This is a genomic window from Massilia scottii, assembly GCF_030846495.1.
In the GTDB taxonomy this organism is placed as follows: Bacteria; Pseudomonadota; Gammaproteobacteria; order Burkholderiales; family Burkholderiaceae_D; genus Telluria_A; species Telluria_A violaceinigra.
In genome coordinates, this window is sequence record NZ_JAVCWM010000040.1 from 34,234 (window position 1) to 48,200 (window position 13,967).

The following is a 13,967-nucleotide window of genomic DNA, read 5'->3' on the forward strand; positions in this document are numbered from 1 at the left end:
TTTGACGGCATTCGTTCAGGTTCCGGCCAGCGCTTTCAGACGGCGGTGGCGCTCGTCACGGTCGAGTTCGGCCAGGGCTTTGGCGGCTGCATAGAATCGGGGGAATGTTTTTTCGCGGGCCAGCAGCGCGCGGAAGGCGGGAATGAAGTCGTTGTAGGTGGCGATCGATGACAGATGGGCGTTCGACAAGGGTTCGGCGAAGAAGCGGTCGTAGCCGGCGTAGCCGCCCCAGCTGGCCTTGAGCACCTGGTAGTCGTCCTGCAACTGCTTGAACAGGCGGACCTTGGCGGCGCGCTTTTCCGCAATGCTGCTTTTGGAGGCATAGGTTTTCGCCAGCGCATCGCGACAACCTAGTAACAATGCCAGGAACTGTTTCTTGCGTGCAGCAATCTTGAGGTAATTGTCGCGCATGACTTCGTTGCCATAACCGCTGAGCCAGCGCTCGACGCCGGCCTCTTCCACCGCGCTGGCGAACGATTCGTTAAATTGCGAGTCACCCGCCACGTACACCACCTGGTGCGACAGTTCGTGGAAGATCAGGCGCGCCAGTTCGGCGTCGGGATAGTGGATGAAGGTCGAGATCAGCGGGTCGTTGAACCAGCCCAGGGTGGAATAGGCGGGCACGCCGCCGACCTGGACATCGTTGCCTTCGGCGCGCAGCACGCGGGCGTACTCAAGTGCATCATCCTTGCTGTAATAGCCGCGGTAGGTGACGCAGCCGGCTACCGGGAAGCACCACTGGATGGGTTTGAGCGACAGTTCCGGCGCGGCCACCACGTTCCACAGGACAAAAGGCCGGGTCAGGGCCGCGTAATTCTTGTAGCTGTTGTTGTCGGGCAGGCCCAGTTCCTTGACGGCGAAGGTACGGATCTGGCGCGCCGTGGCCAGGCGCACGCGCAGCCTGGCGTCGGTGGCTTCATCGCTAAGCCAGTCGTCGATGGAGCGTGCGTCGGAGAGCAGGGTCAGCTGGCCCTGGGCCGCCTGGCGGTAATAGTTCAGACTGGAGCAACTGGCCAGCAGCAACGCTGCCGTGCCCGCCATCAGGCCGTTCCGGGCCCGTCTGCTGAGTTTCATCCTGCACCCCCTTCGGCTTTCAGGCCGCTACTTTTTCCACCTGGACCAAGGTGTCGTAAAAGGTCGGCGCGCGGCCCATGTCGGTCAGGCGCTGGCTGGTCACTTCGTTGGCATTCTTGCCGTCGCTGGCCAGTTTCTTCCACCACACCGACAGGCCCACCACCAGCCCGGCGCGCGCTTTCGGCGTGACCCGTGCCCTGGCGACAAACGCGCCGCGGTCGTTGAAGATGCGCACCATCTGGCCATGCTCGATGCCGCGCGCGGCGCTGTCGTCGGGATGGATGTCGAGGTGCGGTTCGCCTTCGGTCGCGCGCAGGCTGGTCACGTTGACGAAGGTCGAGTTCAGGAAATTGCGGGCTGGCGGGGAAATCATGGCCAGCGGATATCTGGCCGCCAGTTCCGGGTTGCTCGCCACCGATTCGTAAGGCGCAATGTGCGCCGGCAGCGGGTCGAGTCCGTCTGCGAGCATGCTGGCCGAATAGAATTCGCACTTGCCCGATGGCGTGGGGAAACCGCCTTCGGCAAACGGCGCGTCCGGCATGGCCAGCTTTTGCCAGCCCTTGCGCTTGAGCGAATCCCAGTCGAAATGGATGGCGCGCGGATGGCTGGCGTCGAACGATTGGGCGGCCAGCTGGTCGTCGGTTTCCTTGAAGCAAGGGTCGTCGAAGCCCATGCGCGCGGCCAGCAGGCGGAAGATTTCCGTGTTGGGCTTGGCTTCGCCCAGCGGTGCGATGGCGGCGTTGTTGGCCATCATGTACAGGTGGCCGTAGGTGCTGTGGGCGTCCACATGTTCCAGTTGGGTGGTGGCGGGCAACAGGATGTCGGCATAGTCGGCGCTGTCGGTCTGGAAGTGTTCGAGCACGACGGTAAACAAGTCGTCGCGGGCGAAGCCCTGCATCACCTTGTCGGAGTCGGGAGCGATGGCCAGCGGGTTGGCGTTGTAGACGATCACGGCCTCGATTTTCGGGCCGAAGTCGGTTGATGTGCCCCGCAGCAAGTCGTCGCCGATGGTGGTCATGTTGATGGTGCGCACGCTGTTCTTCATCAAGTCCGGGCGTTGCAGCTTTTGCTTGTTGACCGGGAACGAGCCCGAGGACGACAGCTGCATGCCGCCGGCCGCATGGCGCCAGGCGCCGACCAGCGCCGGCAGGCAGGCGATGTTGCGCACGGCCATGCCGCCACCGCGCACGCGCTGCACGCCGTAATTGGTACGGATGGCCACCGGTTCGCCGCGCCGTGCCGTGGCGCCATAGTCGCGCGCCAGGTTCTCCACTTCCCCGGCCGAAATGCCGCAAGTCTCGGCGACCCGCTGCGGCGGCCACTCGGCGGCGCGTTCCTTCAGTTGCTCGTAGCCCAGGGTGTAGCGGGCGATGTAGTCCTCATCGACCAGCTTGTCGCGAATCAGCACGTGCATGAGGCCCAGCGCCAGCGCGGCATCCGTGCCGGGTAGCAGGGCAATGTGCTGGTGGCACTTTTCGGCTGTCAGGGAACGGTAGGGATCGATGGCGATGAGCCGCGCGCCCTTGCGCTTGGCTTCCTGCGCGCGCATCCAGAAATGCAGGTTGGACGCAATCGGGTTGCCGCCCCAGATGATGATCAGTTTGGCATCCTGGAATTGCTCGACATCGGTGCCGATGCTGGCGCCGATGGTGTATTTGTATCCGGTAGAGCCGGCCGTGGCGCAGATGGTACGGTCGAGCAAGGACGCGCCGAGGTGGTGAAAAAAGCGCGCCGACATCGAGTCGCCCTGCACCAGGCCCATGGTGCCGGCGTAGCTGTACGGCAGGATGGCTTGCGGAGCGCGCGCGGCGATGTCGGTTAACCGGCTGGCAATGGTGTCGATTGCCTCATCCCAGCTGATGCGCTCGAACTTGCCCTCGCCCTTGTTGCCGACCCGGCGCATGGGATGCAGCAGGCGGTCGGCATGGTAGGTGCGCTCGGCATAGCGCGATACCTTGGTGCACAGCACGCCGGCCGTGGTCGGATGGTCGGGGTCGCCTTTGACTTCGGTGGCGACGCCGTCTTCCACGGTGATGAGCAGGGCGCAGGTATCGGGACAGTCGTGCGGGCAGGCGGCCCTCACTTGGGTGGTGGTCATTGCAAGATCCAGGGAAACAGGCGTTGAAACCATTACTTTATACGATTCCGGGGTTGTTGATGAGAACCGATACCGGTCTGCCTGCCCCATTCCCAGAAGGACTACAATAGTGCGACAAATGGGTTAACATTCCAGCATCAGTGGAGAATGACATGAACCTTGTTGAACCGATCATCGCCTTCCAGAACGCGCTCCAGCAGATCCGGCGCGACCTGCATGCGCATCCGGAATTGTGTTACGAAGAAGTCCGCACCGCCGATGTGGTCGCGGCCCGCCTGACCGAATGGGGCATCCCCGTGGTGCGCGGCCTGGGCCTGACCGGCGTGGTGGGAATCATACAAAACGGCACCTCCAAGCGCGCAATCGGCCTGCGCGCCGACATGGATGCCTTGCCGATGCAAGAAATCAACAGCTTCGACCATGCCTCGCGCCATCCGGGCAAGATGCACGCCTGCGGCCATGACGGCCACACCGCCATGCTGCTGGGCGCGGCGCATCATCTGGCCAGGCACCGCAATTTCGACGGCACCGTGTACCTGATTTTCCAGCCGGCCGAAGAAGGCGGCGGCGGCGCGCGCCGCATGATGGACGACGGCCTGTTCGAACAGTTTCCGATGGACGCCGTGTACGGCATGCACAACTGGCCGGGCATGCCGATGGGCACCTTCGGCGTGGTCGCGGGACCGATGATGGCGTCCAGTAATGAATTCCGCGTCGTGGTCAAGGGCAAGGGTTGCCATGCGGCCCAGCCGCACCGCGGCATCGACCCGGTCATGGTGGCGGTGCAGATTGCCCAGGCGTGGCAAACCATCATGTCGCGCGAGAAAAACCCGCTCGATACGGCAGTGTTGTCGATCACACAAATCCATGCGGGCAGCGCCACCAATGTGATTCCCGACGAGGCGGTGCTGATCGGCACCGTGCGCACGTTTACGACGCCGGTGCTGGACCTGATCGAGCAGCGCATGGGCGAGATCGCGCAGCATTGCGCGGCTGGCTTCAACGCCACGGTCGATTTTCACTTCAAGCGCAACTATCCGCCGCTGGTCAACCATGCGCGCGAAACGGGCTATGCGGTCGAGGCGATGTGCGCGGTGGTCGGGGCCGATAAGGTCAATGCCGATACGGAGCCGACCATGGGGGCGGAAGATTTCGCGTTCATGCTGCAGGAAAAGCCGGGCTGTTATGTGTTCATCGGCAATGGCGAGGGTGACCACCGGGCCGGCGGCCACGGGCTGGGTCCATGCCAGTTGCACAATGCCAGCTACGATTTCAACGATAACCTGCTGCCGATCGGCGCCAGCTACTGGGTACGGCTGGCGGAAATGCGGCTGGCGCCGGGTTAAGCCGGCGGGACGCGAATGCCGTTGAGGCCAGGAGCGGTGGTTTCAGGCTGCGCAGTGCAGGTTCCACACCGGTCCGGCGTCAGATCCGGCGGCAACTGGTCCGGCGCCGTCCCCAGGCGCTGGCCCGGATTCATTTTCTCCAGCGCCAGCAGAGCGGCGGCGTGGTCGGCACGCGGCAGTTGCGCGGCAATACTGCGGTAGTTTTCGGTAACGAGCGCGGTGACCGGCAGCACCAGGCCGGCATCGGCCGCAGCCACCAGCACGTTCTGCAAATCCTTGAGCTGGCTTGTCACCTGGCCGCCGGGAATGAAATTGCGATCCAGCATGCGCTGGCCATGCAGCTCGAGGATGCGGCTTTCGGCAAACCCGCCGCGGATCGCGTCGCGCACGGCGGCCGGATCGGCGCCGGCGGCTTGCGCCAGCAGCAAGGCCTCGGCCACGATGTTGAGGGTGCCCCCCACGATCAATTGATTGCACAGTTTGGCGACCTGGCCGCTGCCGGCCCGGCCGACCAGGGTTGGCCGCCCCATGACGCGCAAGATGGGCTCGGCCCTGGCGAAGTCATCCGGGTCGCCGCCGGCCATGATCGCCAGGCTGCCCGCTTGCGCGCCCGCCACGCCGCCCGACACGGGCGCATCGAGGAACCGGACCTGCCCGGAGGCAAGGTGCGCATGGAAGGCCAGGGCTTCGCCGTGCTGGGTGGAACTCATGTCGATCCAGAGGGCGCCCGGGCGCAGGCTGGGCAGGGCCGCTTCGATCAGTTCCCCCACCACCGCGCCGGACGCCAGCATGGAAATGACGATGTCGGCCGCGCGCACGGCGTCGTCCAGAGCGCTGCAAGGGAGGGCGCCGGCGCTGCGCAGGGCCTCGGCCTTGGCGGGCGAACGGTTCCAGGCATGGACTGTCCAGCCGGCCTGCGCCAGGCGGGTGGCCATCGGGTGGCCCATCAGGCCGATGCCGAGAAATGCGATGGTGAGCGTGGTCAGAGTAGCCTCCTGCAGGGGGAATAATCGTGCTGATAGCGGTGTCATTTTAATAAATTGCGCACACACGTGGTCCAAGGCGATTTTTGTGCTTCGCCAGTACAATAGTGAACACGCTAATCATTATGAATTAGCGTGCCTATCTACGAAAGCTCTTCTATGTCCCTGTTAAATATGAAGCTGTGCGCCTCGCTGGCAACGCTTGCGGTGATGGCCACGGCGCCGTGCGCGTTTGCGTCAGACAAAGTGGTTGATCATGCCTCGCTGGAAGTCGGCGGTGGCGCCAAGGTCCAGATGGTCCGTTTCGGCGTGCAGAAAGATTGGAGCCGGCGCTGGTTCCAGTCGAACGGTACCCACGTAAGCGGTTACTGGGATGCATCGATCGCCCAATGGCGTGGCAATGCGTATCAGAACGTTGACGGCCGGCACCAGAACATCACGAATATCGGCTTCACGCCGGTGTTCCGCTTCCAGGCCGATGATATGACTGGCTGGTATGGCGAGGCGGGCATCGGCCTGAACTTGCTGTCCAAGCGCTATGACAACGATTCAAACCGGCTGTCGACCGCGTTCCAGTTCGGTGACCACCTGGGCGTCGGCTATGTGTTCGCCAATCATTGGGATGTGGGGATGAAACTCCAGCATTTCTCGAACGGTGGCTACAAAAAACCCAACAGCGGCGTGAACTTCCTGCTGGTCAAGGCGTCGCTTCCGTTCTGACCCACCATGCTTTGTGAACGGCGCCCGATGCGAATCGGGCGCCGTTTTTCTTTGGTGGATCAATAGGACGTCAATGCCTTGTCGAACCGGATCAGCCACAGGCGGCTCGGACGCTCCTTGTCGGCGCCGCGCCCGACGCGGATCTTGTTGGCCTCGGCGCAGCCCGCCGCGCTGCCGGTGACGATGACGCCGGCGGCGTTCACATTGCATTTGCTGACGTCGGCATCGGCCACCGTCTTGCCAGCGGGACCGGTGACACGGGTGACCATGCCGAAGTCGTTGTCGTTGGTCAATGCCAAGGTCGTGCCATCGACCAGCGCCAGCCCTTCCGCCTTTTCGGCCAGCCAGCCGATCGCATTCAGATCCAGCAGCAAGGTCTTTTTCAGGGGCACTACGCCGGCCCAGCTGGCGCCGTTGACCGCGCTGCCGCTCATGCTGCTTTTTTCCAAGTCGGAACTGTCCGGGTTGTAGCCTGGCGCGAGGATGTTGCTGGCGTCGCCGATCTGGACCAGCATCAGCTTGTTGAATACCTTGCCGTCGGCACCGGCGCCCTGCTCGATGACGATGAATTTGCCATTGCCCAGCGCCACCATGTCGCCCAGCTTGGCGTTGCCGGTGCGCCCGTCGGCGTACTCCTTGCCGTCGAGCGGATAGGCGAACATGCGGGTGGTCGCGCCGGTTGCGGGGTCGAACTCGATCCAGCGTGTGAAGCGGGCGAAGCGTTCGACCTGCTCGTTCTTGCCGGTCACGGCGTAGGCGGCCGAGCCGTCGCTGAGCGGACTTTGCAGGAAGGCGTGGATCTTGTCGCTGGCGCTGTCGAGCGCCATGCCTTCCATGCCGCGGTTGGCGCGCCGCCTGGCCAGGATGGCCGGCAGGCCGCTGCCCGGTGCGTACCTGGCCTGGATGATGCCGCTGGCCGCATCGATCCGCACCAGGAAGGGGCCGTACTCGTCCGTCACCCACAAGGCGTTGCGGCGCAGGTCGAGGGCAATGGCCTCGCTGTCGATGCCGCCGGCGTTGAAGACCGCCTTGCCTGCGGGATCGAATTTCATGGCGTCGAAGACAGGGATTTCGGCCGAGTTGCCGATCGATCCGGCCGGTACCGGCAGGCCGGAAGCGTTGACGCCTGGCGCGGCCTTGATCGGCAGGCTGGCGCTCAGGCTGGCGCCATGTTTGCCGATGGTGAACACGCCGATCGATGGGGTGAAGCTGGGCGAAGGAAAAATCTTGCTGCCCATGCTGCCCTTGCCATCGAGCGCGGGCAGGTTCGGGCCGTCGCCGTTGGGGCCGCGGTCGGTCAGGCCGTAGAACTCCAGCTCGCCGTTGGCATTCTTGCCCTTGAAGGCGAGACCGGAGCCGTAGGATGGCAGGAAGCCTTGTGGAAACTCCGCCTTCACAGCCGCGTTGGCGCCTTCGTACGGCACGTGGAAAGCGGCCGCCGCCCTGACCTGGTAGCGCGTGACGCTGGCGGCCACATTGCCCAGTGGCGTGGACTGGGTAAAGCGTTCGACGGCCGGCGTGCCGACGGTCGAGGCGAGGGTGTCTTCAAAATGTTCGCGCGCCAGCATGCGGCGTTCGGCGTCGACCGTGCGGCCGCCATAGGCGCTGCCGGCGGCGGCGAGGTTGCCCGCCAGCGCGGCGTTAAAGGCGGGCGCGGCCGCGCTGAAATCGAGGGTCTTGCCGGCCAGCGCCGCTGTTGCGTCGGCAGCGAGCTTGATGCCGTTCGACGGGTCGTTATCCTCGTCGAGCAGCTGCAGGGCCAGCAAGCGGTTCACTACCTTGGGATCGGTCACGTCGGTTCCTCCCGAAAGCGACAGCGGCGTCAACAGTGTGCCGCAGCTCGCACTGCCCAATGCCATCCCGCCAATGCTGAAGGCAACTGTTTCGCCGACTATACAGGAGAACTCGCCGCGGGCATTGGTCGTGGCGCGCGCGCTGGTGCCGGCAACGTAGCCGAGCCCTTCGACGGCGGCGTCGAGAAACACGCCCGTTTGCGCGGCAGGCGCGGTGCGGACGGTGTCGCTGCTGCCACCACAGCCAGCCAGCGCCATGGCGGCCGCGGCGGCGATCAGGGAAAGTTGCGGGTGAAACTTCATGCGAGCCTCATCAAGGATGTCGTTCAAAAAAGCAAGAGTGTACTGAGCGAGCGTGACGGCCAGATGACATGGCTTTTTGACGAATATCAAACTACCTGCATTTGAAATTGAACTTTTACTGAACAGCCGCAGTAAGCTTTTTCCATCCGGCAGAAGGAGGGCATGACGATGCGCATTCTGATCATGGCGATACTGCTGGCGGCGGCGCCGCGCGCGCTGGCCGAGAGCAGCTGGCTGACCGTGGATGCAGCGGCTTACCATCTTCTGCGCCCGGCCCTGCCGGCCATGCGCTTGCACGCTCCCGCCGCTACCCCGGCGGCGAGTAGCGCGCCGGTGGTGCTGGTCGAGGTGCCGTCGAAGGACCTGGGCCGGGTGGCGCGCCTGCTGCATGGCAAGCTGGGACATTGCGGGGGCTTCATGTTCCACGCCGATCAGGCCAGCGCCCAGCGCAGCCTGGCGCAGGGGGTGGCGGCGCCCTTGCCCGGCCTGGTGCAGCCGGCCTACGCGATCGCCAACCAGGCCAGGGTCACGCCGTTGCTGGCGCGCATGGAGGCGAAGCAGATCGCGCGCACGATCGCGGGCTTGTCGGCCTTTCCCAACCGTTTCTACAACACCACCCATGGCGCGCGGGCGTCGGAGTGGCTGCGCCAGGCCTGGGCCGCCATCGGCGCGCGCCACGGCGGGGTGCTGGTCGAGACGTTTGCACACGCTGGATATCCGCAGGCATCGGTGATCGCAACGATTGCCGGCACCGACCTGGCCGATGAAGTTGTCGTGATCGGCGCCCATCTCGATTCGGTCAACACGCAGGCCATGGACGAGCAAGGTTCGGCACACGCCCCCGGCGCCGATGACGATGCGTCCGGCGTGGCAGGCGTGACCGAGTTGCTGCGCGCGATGAGCGAGAGCAGGTACCGGCCGCGCCGCACCATCAAGCTGATCGCTTACGCGGCGGAGGAAGTGGGCCTGCGCGGTTCGCAAGACCTGGCGCGCGCATTCCGGCAGGCAAGCATCCAGGTGGCCGGGGTGCTGCAGCTGGACATGATCAACTACAAGGGTTCGGACAACGATATCTATCTGCTGCGCGATTACACCAGCGCGGAGCAGAATGATTTCCTCAAACAATTGATCGCGGCCTATTTACCGGGGGTGCGGGTCGGCAGCGACGTGTGCGGATATGCCTGCTCCGATCATGCATCCTGGCATGCCGAAGGCTACCCCGCGTCCATGCCTTTCGAGTCCTCGCTGGCCCAGGCCAATCCGCATATCCACAGCAAGAACGATACCTTCGCCAACTCGGGCGGGCAGGCCGTGCACGCGCTCAAGTTTGCCCGTCTGGCGGCCGCCTTCGCAATCGAGCTCGGCAGTTCCGTGCCTTAACGGCTCATGCTTAGAGGATATAAAATTGCCGTAAGCCATTGATTTATATATATATTTACTGTGAACATAATCCGACACTCTGCGTTGTGCGGCGCTTCCTCGTGATAATATTTTTTCAAAGTATGTATATCGTTTATGCAGTTCAGGCATCCGACCGATGCGGCCAATTCCGGCTGCATTGTATTTTGGATGAGCGCCGTCTGACCCACCGGTCACGCCATCGCTCGACAAATGGGCTACAACGCCCATCTATAAAAAAGGAAAATCCGATGGAGAACCAAGTGCACCAATTTCAGCGTCGTGCGATGCCTGCCCTGCTTGCGGTCCTGATTTCCGGGCTGATGGCAACCACCAGTGCCACTGCTGCCGCCCCCGGCAAAGGATGGATCACGGTGGGCGACACCGCCTACACACATTTGCAGAAAGTTGCGCCGCAAGCGATTGCGCGCCAGAGTCAGGTTGTGAGGACCAATGACCAGGCTGGTATCGTCGCTTCGGAAAGAGTTCACCTGGTGCAAGTGAACGAAGAAGAAATGCTGAAACTGAACGAATCGATCCACCACGAGCTCAAGCGTTGTGGCGGGTACATGTATCACGAGACCGAAGCCGAAGGCAAGCGCGCACTGGCCAAGCTGGCGGCGCCCGCCAGCACCGCCAGCCTGGCGGCGCTGGCCCGTCCGAGCTATGTGATCGACAACCAGGCCCTGGTCACGCCGGTCCTGTCGCAAATGCAGGCGAGTAATATCGGTACGACGATTACCGAACTGTCCTCGTTCACGAACCGTTTTTATACGACCACGGGCGGCTCCGACGCGTCCAACTGGCTCAGGCAAAAATGGGCCGGCATGGCCACCGGCCGCGCCGATATCTCGGTAACGCAATTCACGCACAGCGGCTACAACCAGAAGTCGGTGATCGCGACCATTACCGGGACCGATAATCCGTCCGAGGTGATTGTGCTCGGCGGCCACCTCGATTCGACGGTCGGTTCCGGCACCGGGGAAACCTCGCGCGCGCCTGGTGCCGATGACGATGCATCGGGTATCGCCAGCATGACCGAAGTGCTGCGCTCGATGATTGCCAACGGCTACAAGCCGCGCCGCACCATCAAGATGATCGGTTACGCCGCCGAAGAAGTGGGCCTGCGCGGTTCGCAAGCGATTGCCCAGAACTTCAAGGCCAATAATGTGAATGTGGTCGGCGTCATGCAGCTCGACATGACCAATTACAAAGGCTCGGCCAACGATATTTATATCTATACCGATTACACCGACAGCCTGCAGAACGACTTCGTCGCCAAGCTGATCACCACTTATCAGCCGACCCTGACCATCGGTTACGACCGGTGCGGTTATGGCTGCTCGGACCACGCCTCATGGACCGCGCAGGGCTATTACGCCTCGATGCCGTTCGAGACGGCGATGTCGCAGTCGAACCGGTATATCCACACGGTCAACGACACCTTCGCCAATGCCGGCGGCCAGGCCAATCACTCGCTCAAATTCGCGCGCCTGGCGGCATCGTTCGCCATCGAACTGGGTAGCGATGGCGCGGTGGTGGGCGGCGGCGACAAGACCGAAACCTTTACCGGCACCCTGACCTCGGGCCAGAAGAAAACCTTCGGCCCGTTCAAGGCCGCCATCGGCACGGTGGTCTCCTCCACCACCGGCACCGGCGACGCGGATCTGTATGTGCGCAAGACGTCGGTGCCGACCACCTCGACTTACACCTGCAAATCGGATGGTGCCACCAGCACGGAAAAGTGCACGGTTAACATGACCGCCAATGGCGATGTGTATGTGCTGTTGAACGGCTATACGTCGTCGAGCTATACCTTGACTGTGACGTACAAGCCGCAATAATCGCCGGTTTACGGTAAGCGGTTCGGGCCGCGCGACTCCTTCCTGGATTCGCGCGGCTTTATCTTTTTGAGGGGATGCGGGCGTAAAAAAGACCCGCCGGAGCGGGCTTGCGCGTTGATCGACTGTTTTACTTCTTTTTGGCCGGCAGCGGCAGCCCGGCAAAGCGAGGCCACTCGACCTTGCTCTCGAATGATTTGATCTCGTTCCAGCCCGGTTCGAAATCGCCATCCTTCAGTTCCAGCAGTTCGCGGTCCAGCAAGTTCCGGAGTGCGGCGACATCGCCGATTTTTGCGCCGTTGAACGGACGCGTGACCAGCACGTTTTGCACCGCCAGCGCCTGCACGTTGTACACGCCGAGGTTCTTGTAGCTGTACGGGCGCACGCTGTAAGGGCTGCTGACCGGGACGTCGAAGCCGGCCAGGGTCAGCCCGCTGTTGGGCGCCAGGCGGGTGATCTGGCCGTGCGGCCAGCCGGCCACCGAGAATGCGGCGTAGGCCTCGCCGGAGAGCACTTTTTGAAATGCGATGGCGTCGCTGTCGACATCGATGTAGCGCATGTTGTAGCCGAGGATCTTATCGAGCTGGCGCACCATCAGCTGGGCGGAGCCGACCAGGGCGACCGGCGCGCCGCGCAATTCCGACATCCTGGTGATGCGCACCGTTTTGGTATCGCCTTTGAGCACGCCGTATTTCTTGGGTCCTTCCAGGATCAGGCCATTGGCGGAGGTGACGATGTGCAGGTAGTTGCTGTTCAGTGCCGCCACCACCATCAGGGAAGCGATATTGGCGTCGCCTTCGGCCATTTTCTTGAGTGCGTCCATCGGCACGATGCCGACATCGGCTTTCTTGATCGAGAGCGTGGTCAGGTTATCCAGGCCGCCTTCGGTATTGACTTCGCACAGCGGCATGGCATTTTTCGAGACGCGCACCAGATCGGCGTACAGTTTGGAGTAGCCTTTGCCGGCGGGGCCGGTGGCCACTTTCAATCCTTCGCAGGGAGCGGCGGGAGCGCCGTCCAGTTTGGCCGCCTGCGCTGCCGATACGGTCAGTCCGAACATCAGGGAGATCATTACGCGGGTTTTCATATGTGCCTTTTTTAGAAGTTGAAGTTTTTATTTGGCTGCGCTTGCGTGTCGACCGGCTGGACCGGAGTTGCTGTGTATTCCTTATGCGGGGCCAGGATGGCTGCGGCAAGTACCAGCAGGATCACCATCAGCGTGCCGCCCAGACGGAACCATTTCCAGAACATCTTTTACCTCCTTACTTTTTCAGTGCTGCCAATCCCGATCGAGCTCAGGTCGATCGACATGCCGTCGTCGAACGACAGCTCCTTTGCGCTGCTTAGTTTTTCCGCTTCCATTTCGAGTTCGGAGAACACCTGGTTGAAGTTGTCGCGCACGCTGTCGAAGGCTTCGTCGGCCAGCATCTGGTTCAGCAGTTCCTGGCCGCTGGTGGCGTTCAGGTTCTGGATCGCGGCCTGTCCCGCCTGGCCGAAGCGCCATTCGAACTTTTTGTCTTCAACCACCTCGCTCAACTGCACCAGCGCCAGTTCGGCATTTTTGTACTTCACGACCAGCAGCACGTGCGCGTCTTTCATGGCCTTGACCGCATTCTCCTGGCGGCTGGCGTCGTAGCCGGGCTTTTGGCGTTTGCGCTCCTCGATCATGTCGCTCATGCTTTTGATTTGCGCACCGATGCTCACCACCGCCTTTTTGAACGCCACCACACGCTGGCGCTTTTGAAGCAGAAAGTTCTGCAGCTGTTCAATCGGATTGGCGCGGGCTTCCGCCTTGCGCGCCGCCAGCAAGCGGTTTTCCAGCTTTTGCCCCAACAGCGGCAAGGCCTGGAACAGCGCCACACCGACCGCGCCAATCAGCGCGAGGGCGATCAGGCCCAGGCCGGCGCTCACGGCGCCCCAGATAAGGGGGGCCAAAACAGCGAGTACAGATGTCCCTGCCGCTCCCGCAGCGATGCGCACCGCCCAGATGCGCTGCTGTTCGGTTACAGGGCCAGTGTCGTTGTTTGCTGTATTTTTCATGTTGTCTCCTGATTGAGTTGACGATGCGTGGCCCTGCCGGCCGCCAAGATCGGCAGGTGGCGAGTGGCAGGGGCGAAAAAAAAGGCATCCGATGGGATGCCTTGAATGTCGTATTGCGCAGGACGAGTAACGTTCGCGCACGGAGTAGGGGGAGTGTCCGCCGCCAGTTGCATGTCGGCCGGTGTCTGGCGCGTTCGCCTGGAGGGGGAGTGGGTGTTCTGGTTCCTGTTGCTGCTCATTGTGACCGCCATATTCTTGTTTTTATGGACCCAGCATATGATGGAAATATGACGGGATGATGACATGCCGGACAAATGACGCGTGAAGGCATCAATTGTTGTACCGCTGATGGGGGGATTGGGGCAGAGGCT

At 62.6% G+C, this 13,967-nt stretch carries 12 protein-coding genes; 4 read left to right on the plus strand and 8 right to left on the minus strand.

The window, feature by feature from the left end; all coding sequences use genetic code 11:
• Positions 1-15 precede the first annotated feature (15 nt).
• Complete coding sequence (locus tag RBA41_RS31610; RefSeq protein ID WP_306628324.1) at positions 16-1,074, minus strand: aminopeptidase; 1,059 nt, start codon at positions 1,072-1,074, stop codon at positions 16-18.
• Positions 1,075-1,093: 19 nt separating this feature from the next.
• Positions 1,094-3,172, minus strand: a complete 2,079-nt coding sequence (locus tag RBA41_RS31615) for a molybdopterin-containing oxidoreductase family protein (RefSeq protein WP_306628325.1) — start codon at positions 3,170-3,172, stop codon at positions 1,094-1,096.
• Between the two features lie 152 nt (positions 3,173-3,324).
• Here RBA41_RS31615 and RBA41_RS31620 point away from each other — a divergent pair, with 152 nt between their 5' ends.
• A complete protein-coding gene (locus RBA41_RS31620; RefSeq protein ID WP_306628326.1) occupies positions 3,325-4,518 on the plus strand; it encodes a M20 aminoacylase family protein in 1,194 nt (397 codons plus the stop codon).
• On the opposite strand, the gene RBA41_RS31625 is transcribed toward RBA41_RS31620, so the two are convergent.
• The gene (locus tag RBA41_RS31625) at positions 4,515-5,549 is read right to left on the minus strand and encodes an NAD(P)-dependent oxidoreductase (RefSeq protein WP_306628327.1); all 1,035 of its coding nucleotides are present in this window, start codon (positions 5,547-5,549) and stop codon (positions 4,515-4,517) included. The genes RBA41_RS31620 and RBA41_RS31625 overlap by 4 nt on opposite strands.
• 111 nt (positions 5,550-5,660) lie before the next feature.
• Between RBA41_RS31625 and RBA41_RS31630 the strand changes: the two genes are divergently transcribed.
• Positions 5,661-6,221, plus strand: coding sequence for an acyloxyacyl hydrolase (locus RBA41_RS31630; RefSeq protein ID WP_374709630.1), 561 nt, complete (start codon positions 5,661-5,663; stop codon positions 6,219-6,221).
• Between the two features lie 59 nt (positions 6,222-6,280).
• On the opposite strand, the gene RBA41_RS31635 is transcribed toward RBA41_RS31630, so the two are convergent.
• Positions 6,281-8,317, minus strand: coding sequence for an esterase-like activity of phytase family protein (locus RBA41_RS31635; protein ID WP_306628329.1), 2,037 nt, complete (start codon positions 8,315-8,317; stop codon positions 6,281-6,283).
• Positions 8,318-8,479: 162 nt separating this feature from the next.
• Between RBA41_RS31635 and RBA41_RS31640 the strand changes: the two genes are divergently transcribed.
• Together RBA41_RS31640 and RBA41_RS31645 are read left to right on the plus strand one after the other, a co-directional pair.
• Complete coding sequence (locus RBA41_RS31640) at positions 8,480-9,697, plus strand: M20/M25/M40 family metallo-hydrolase (protein ID WP_306628330.1); 1,218 nt, start codon at positions 8,480-8,482, stop codon at positions 9,695-9,697.
• A 281-nt stretch (positions 9,698-9,978) separates the two neighbouring features.
• Positions 9,979-11,559, plus strand: a complete 1,581-nt coding sequence (locus RBA41_RS31645; protein ID WP_306628331.1) for a M20/M25/M40 family metallo-hydrolase — start codon at positions 9,979-9,981, stop codon at positions 11,557-11,559.
• 127 nt (positions 11,560-11,686) lie between these two features.
• Here RBA41_RS31645 and RBA41_RS31650 read toward each other — a convergent pair whose 3' ends face one another.
• The 4 genes from RBA41_RS31650 to RBA41_RS31665 all read right to left on the minus strand — a co-directional run.
• On the minus strand, positions 11,687-12,643 hold the full coding sequence (locus tag RBA41_RS31650) for a TAXI family TRAP transporter solute-binding subunit (RefSeq protein ID WP_306628332.1): 957 nt from the start codon (positions 12,641-12,643) through the stop codon (positions 11,687-11,689).
• Positions 12,644-12,654: 11 nt separating this feature from the next.
• On the minus strand, positions 12,655-12,807 hold the full coding sequence (locus tag RBA41_RS31655) for a hypothetical protein (protein ID WP_306628333.1): 153 nt from the start codon (positions 12,805-12,807) through the stop codon (positions 12,655-12,657).
• Positions 12,808-12,810: 3 nt separating this feature from the next.
• On the minus strand, positions 12,811-13,596 hold the full coding sequence (locus RBA41_RS31660) for a hypothetical protein (protein WP_306628334.1): 786 nt from the start codon (positions 13,594-13,596) through the stop codon (positions 12,811-12,813).
• Positions 13,593-13,967: hypothetical protein (locus RBA41_RS31665; RefSeq protein ID WP_306628335.1), on the minus strand; the 375-nt coding region annotated here is incomplete at its 5' end. The genes RBA41_RS31665 and RBA41_RS31660, both read right to left, overlap by 4 nt.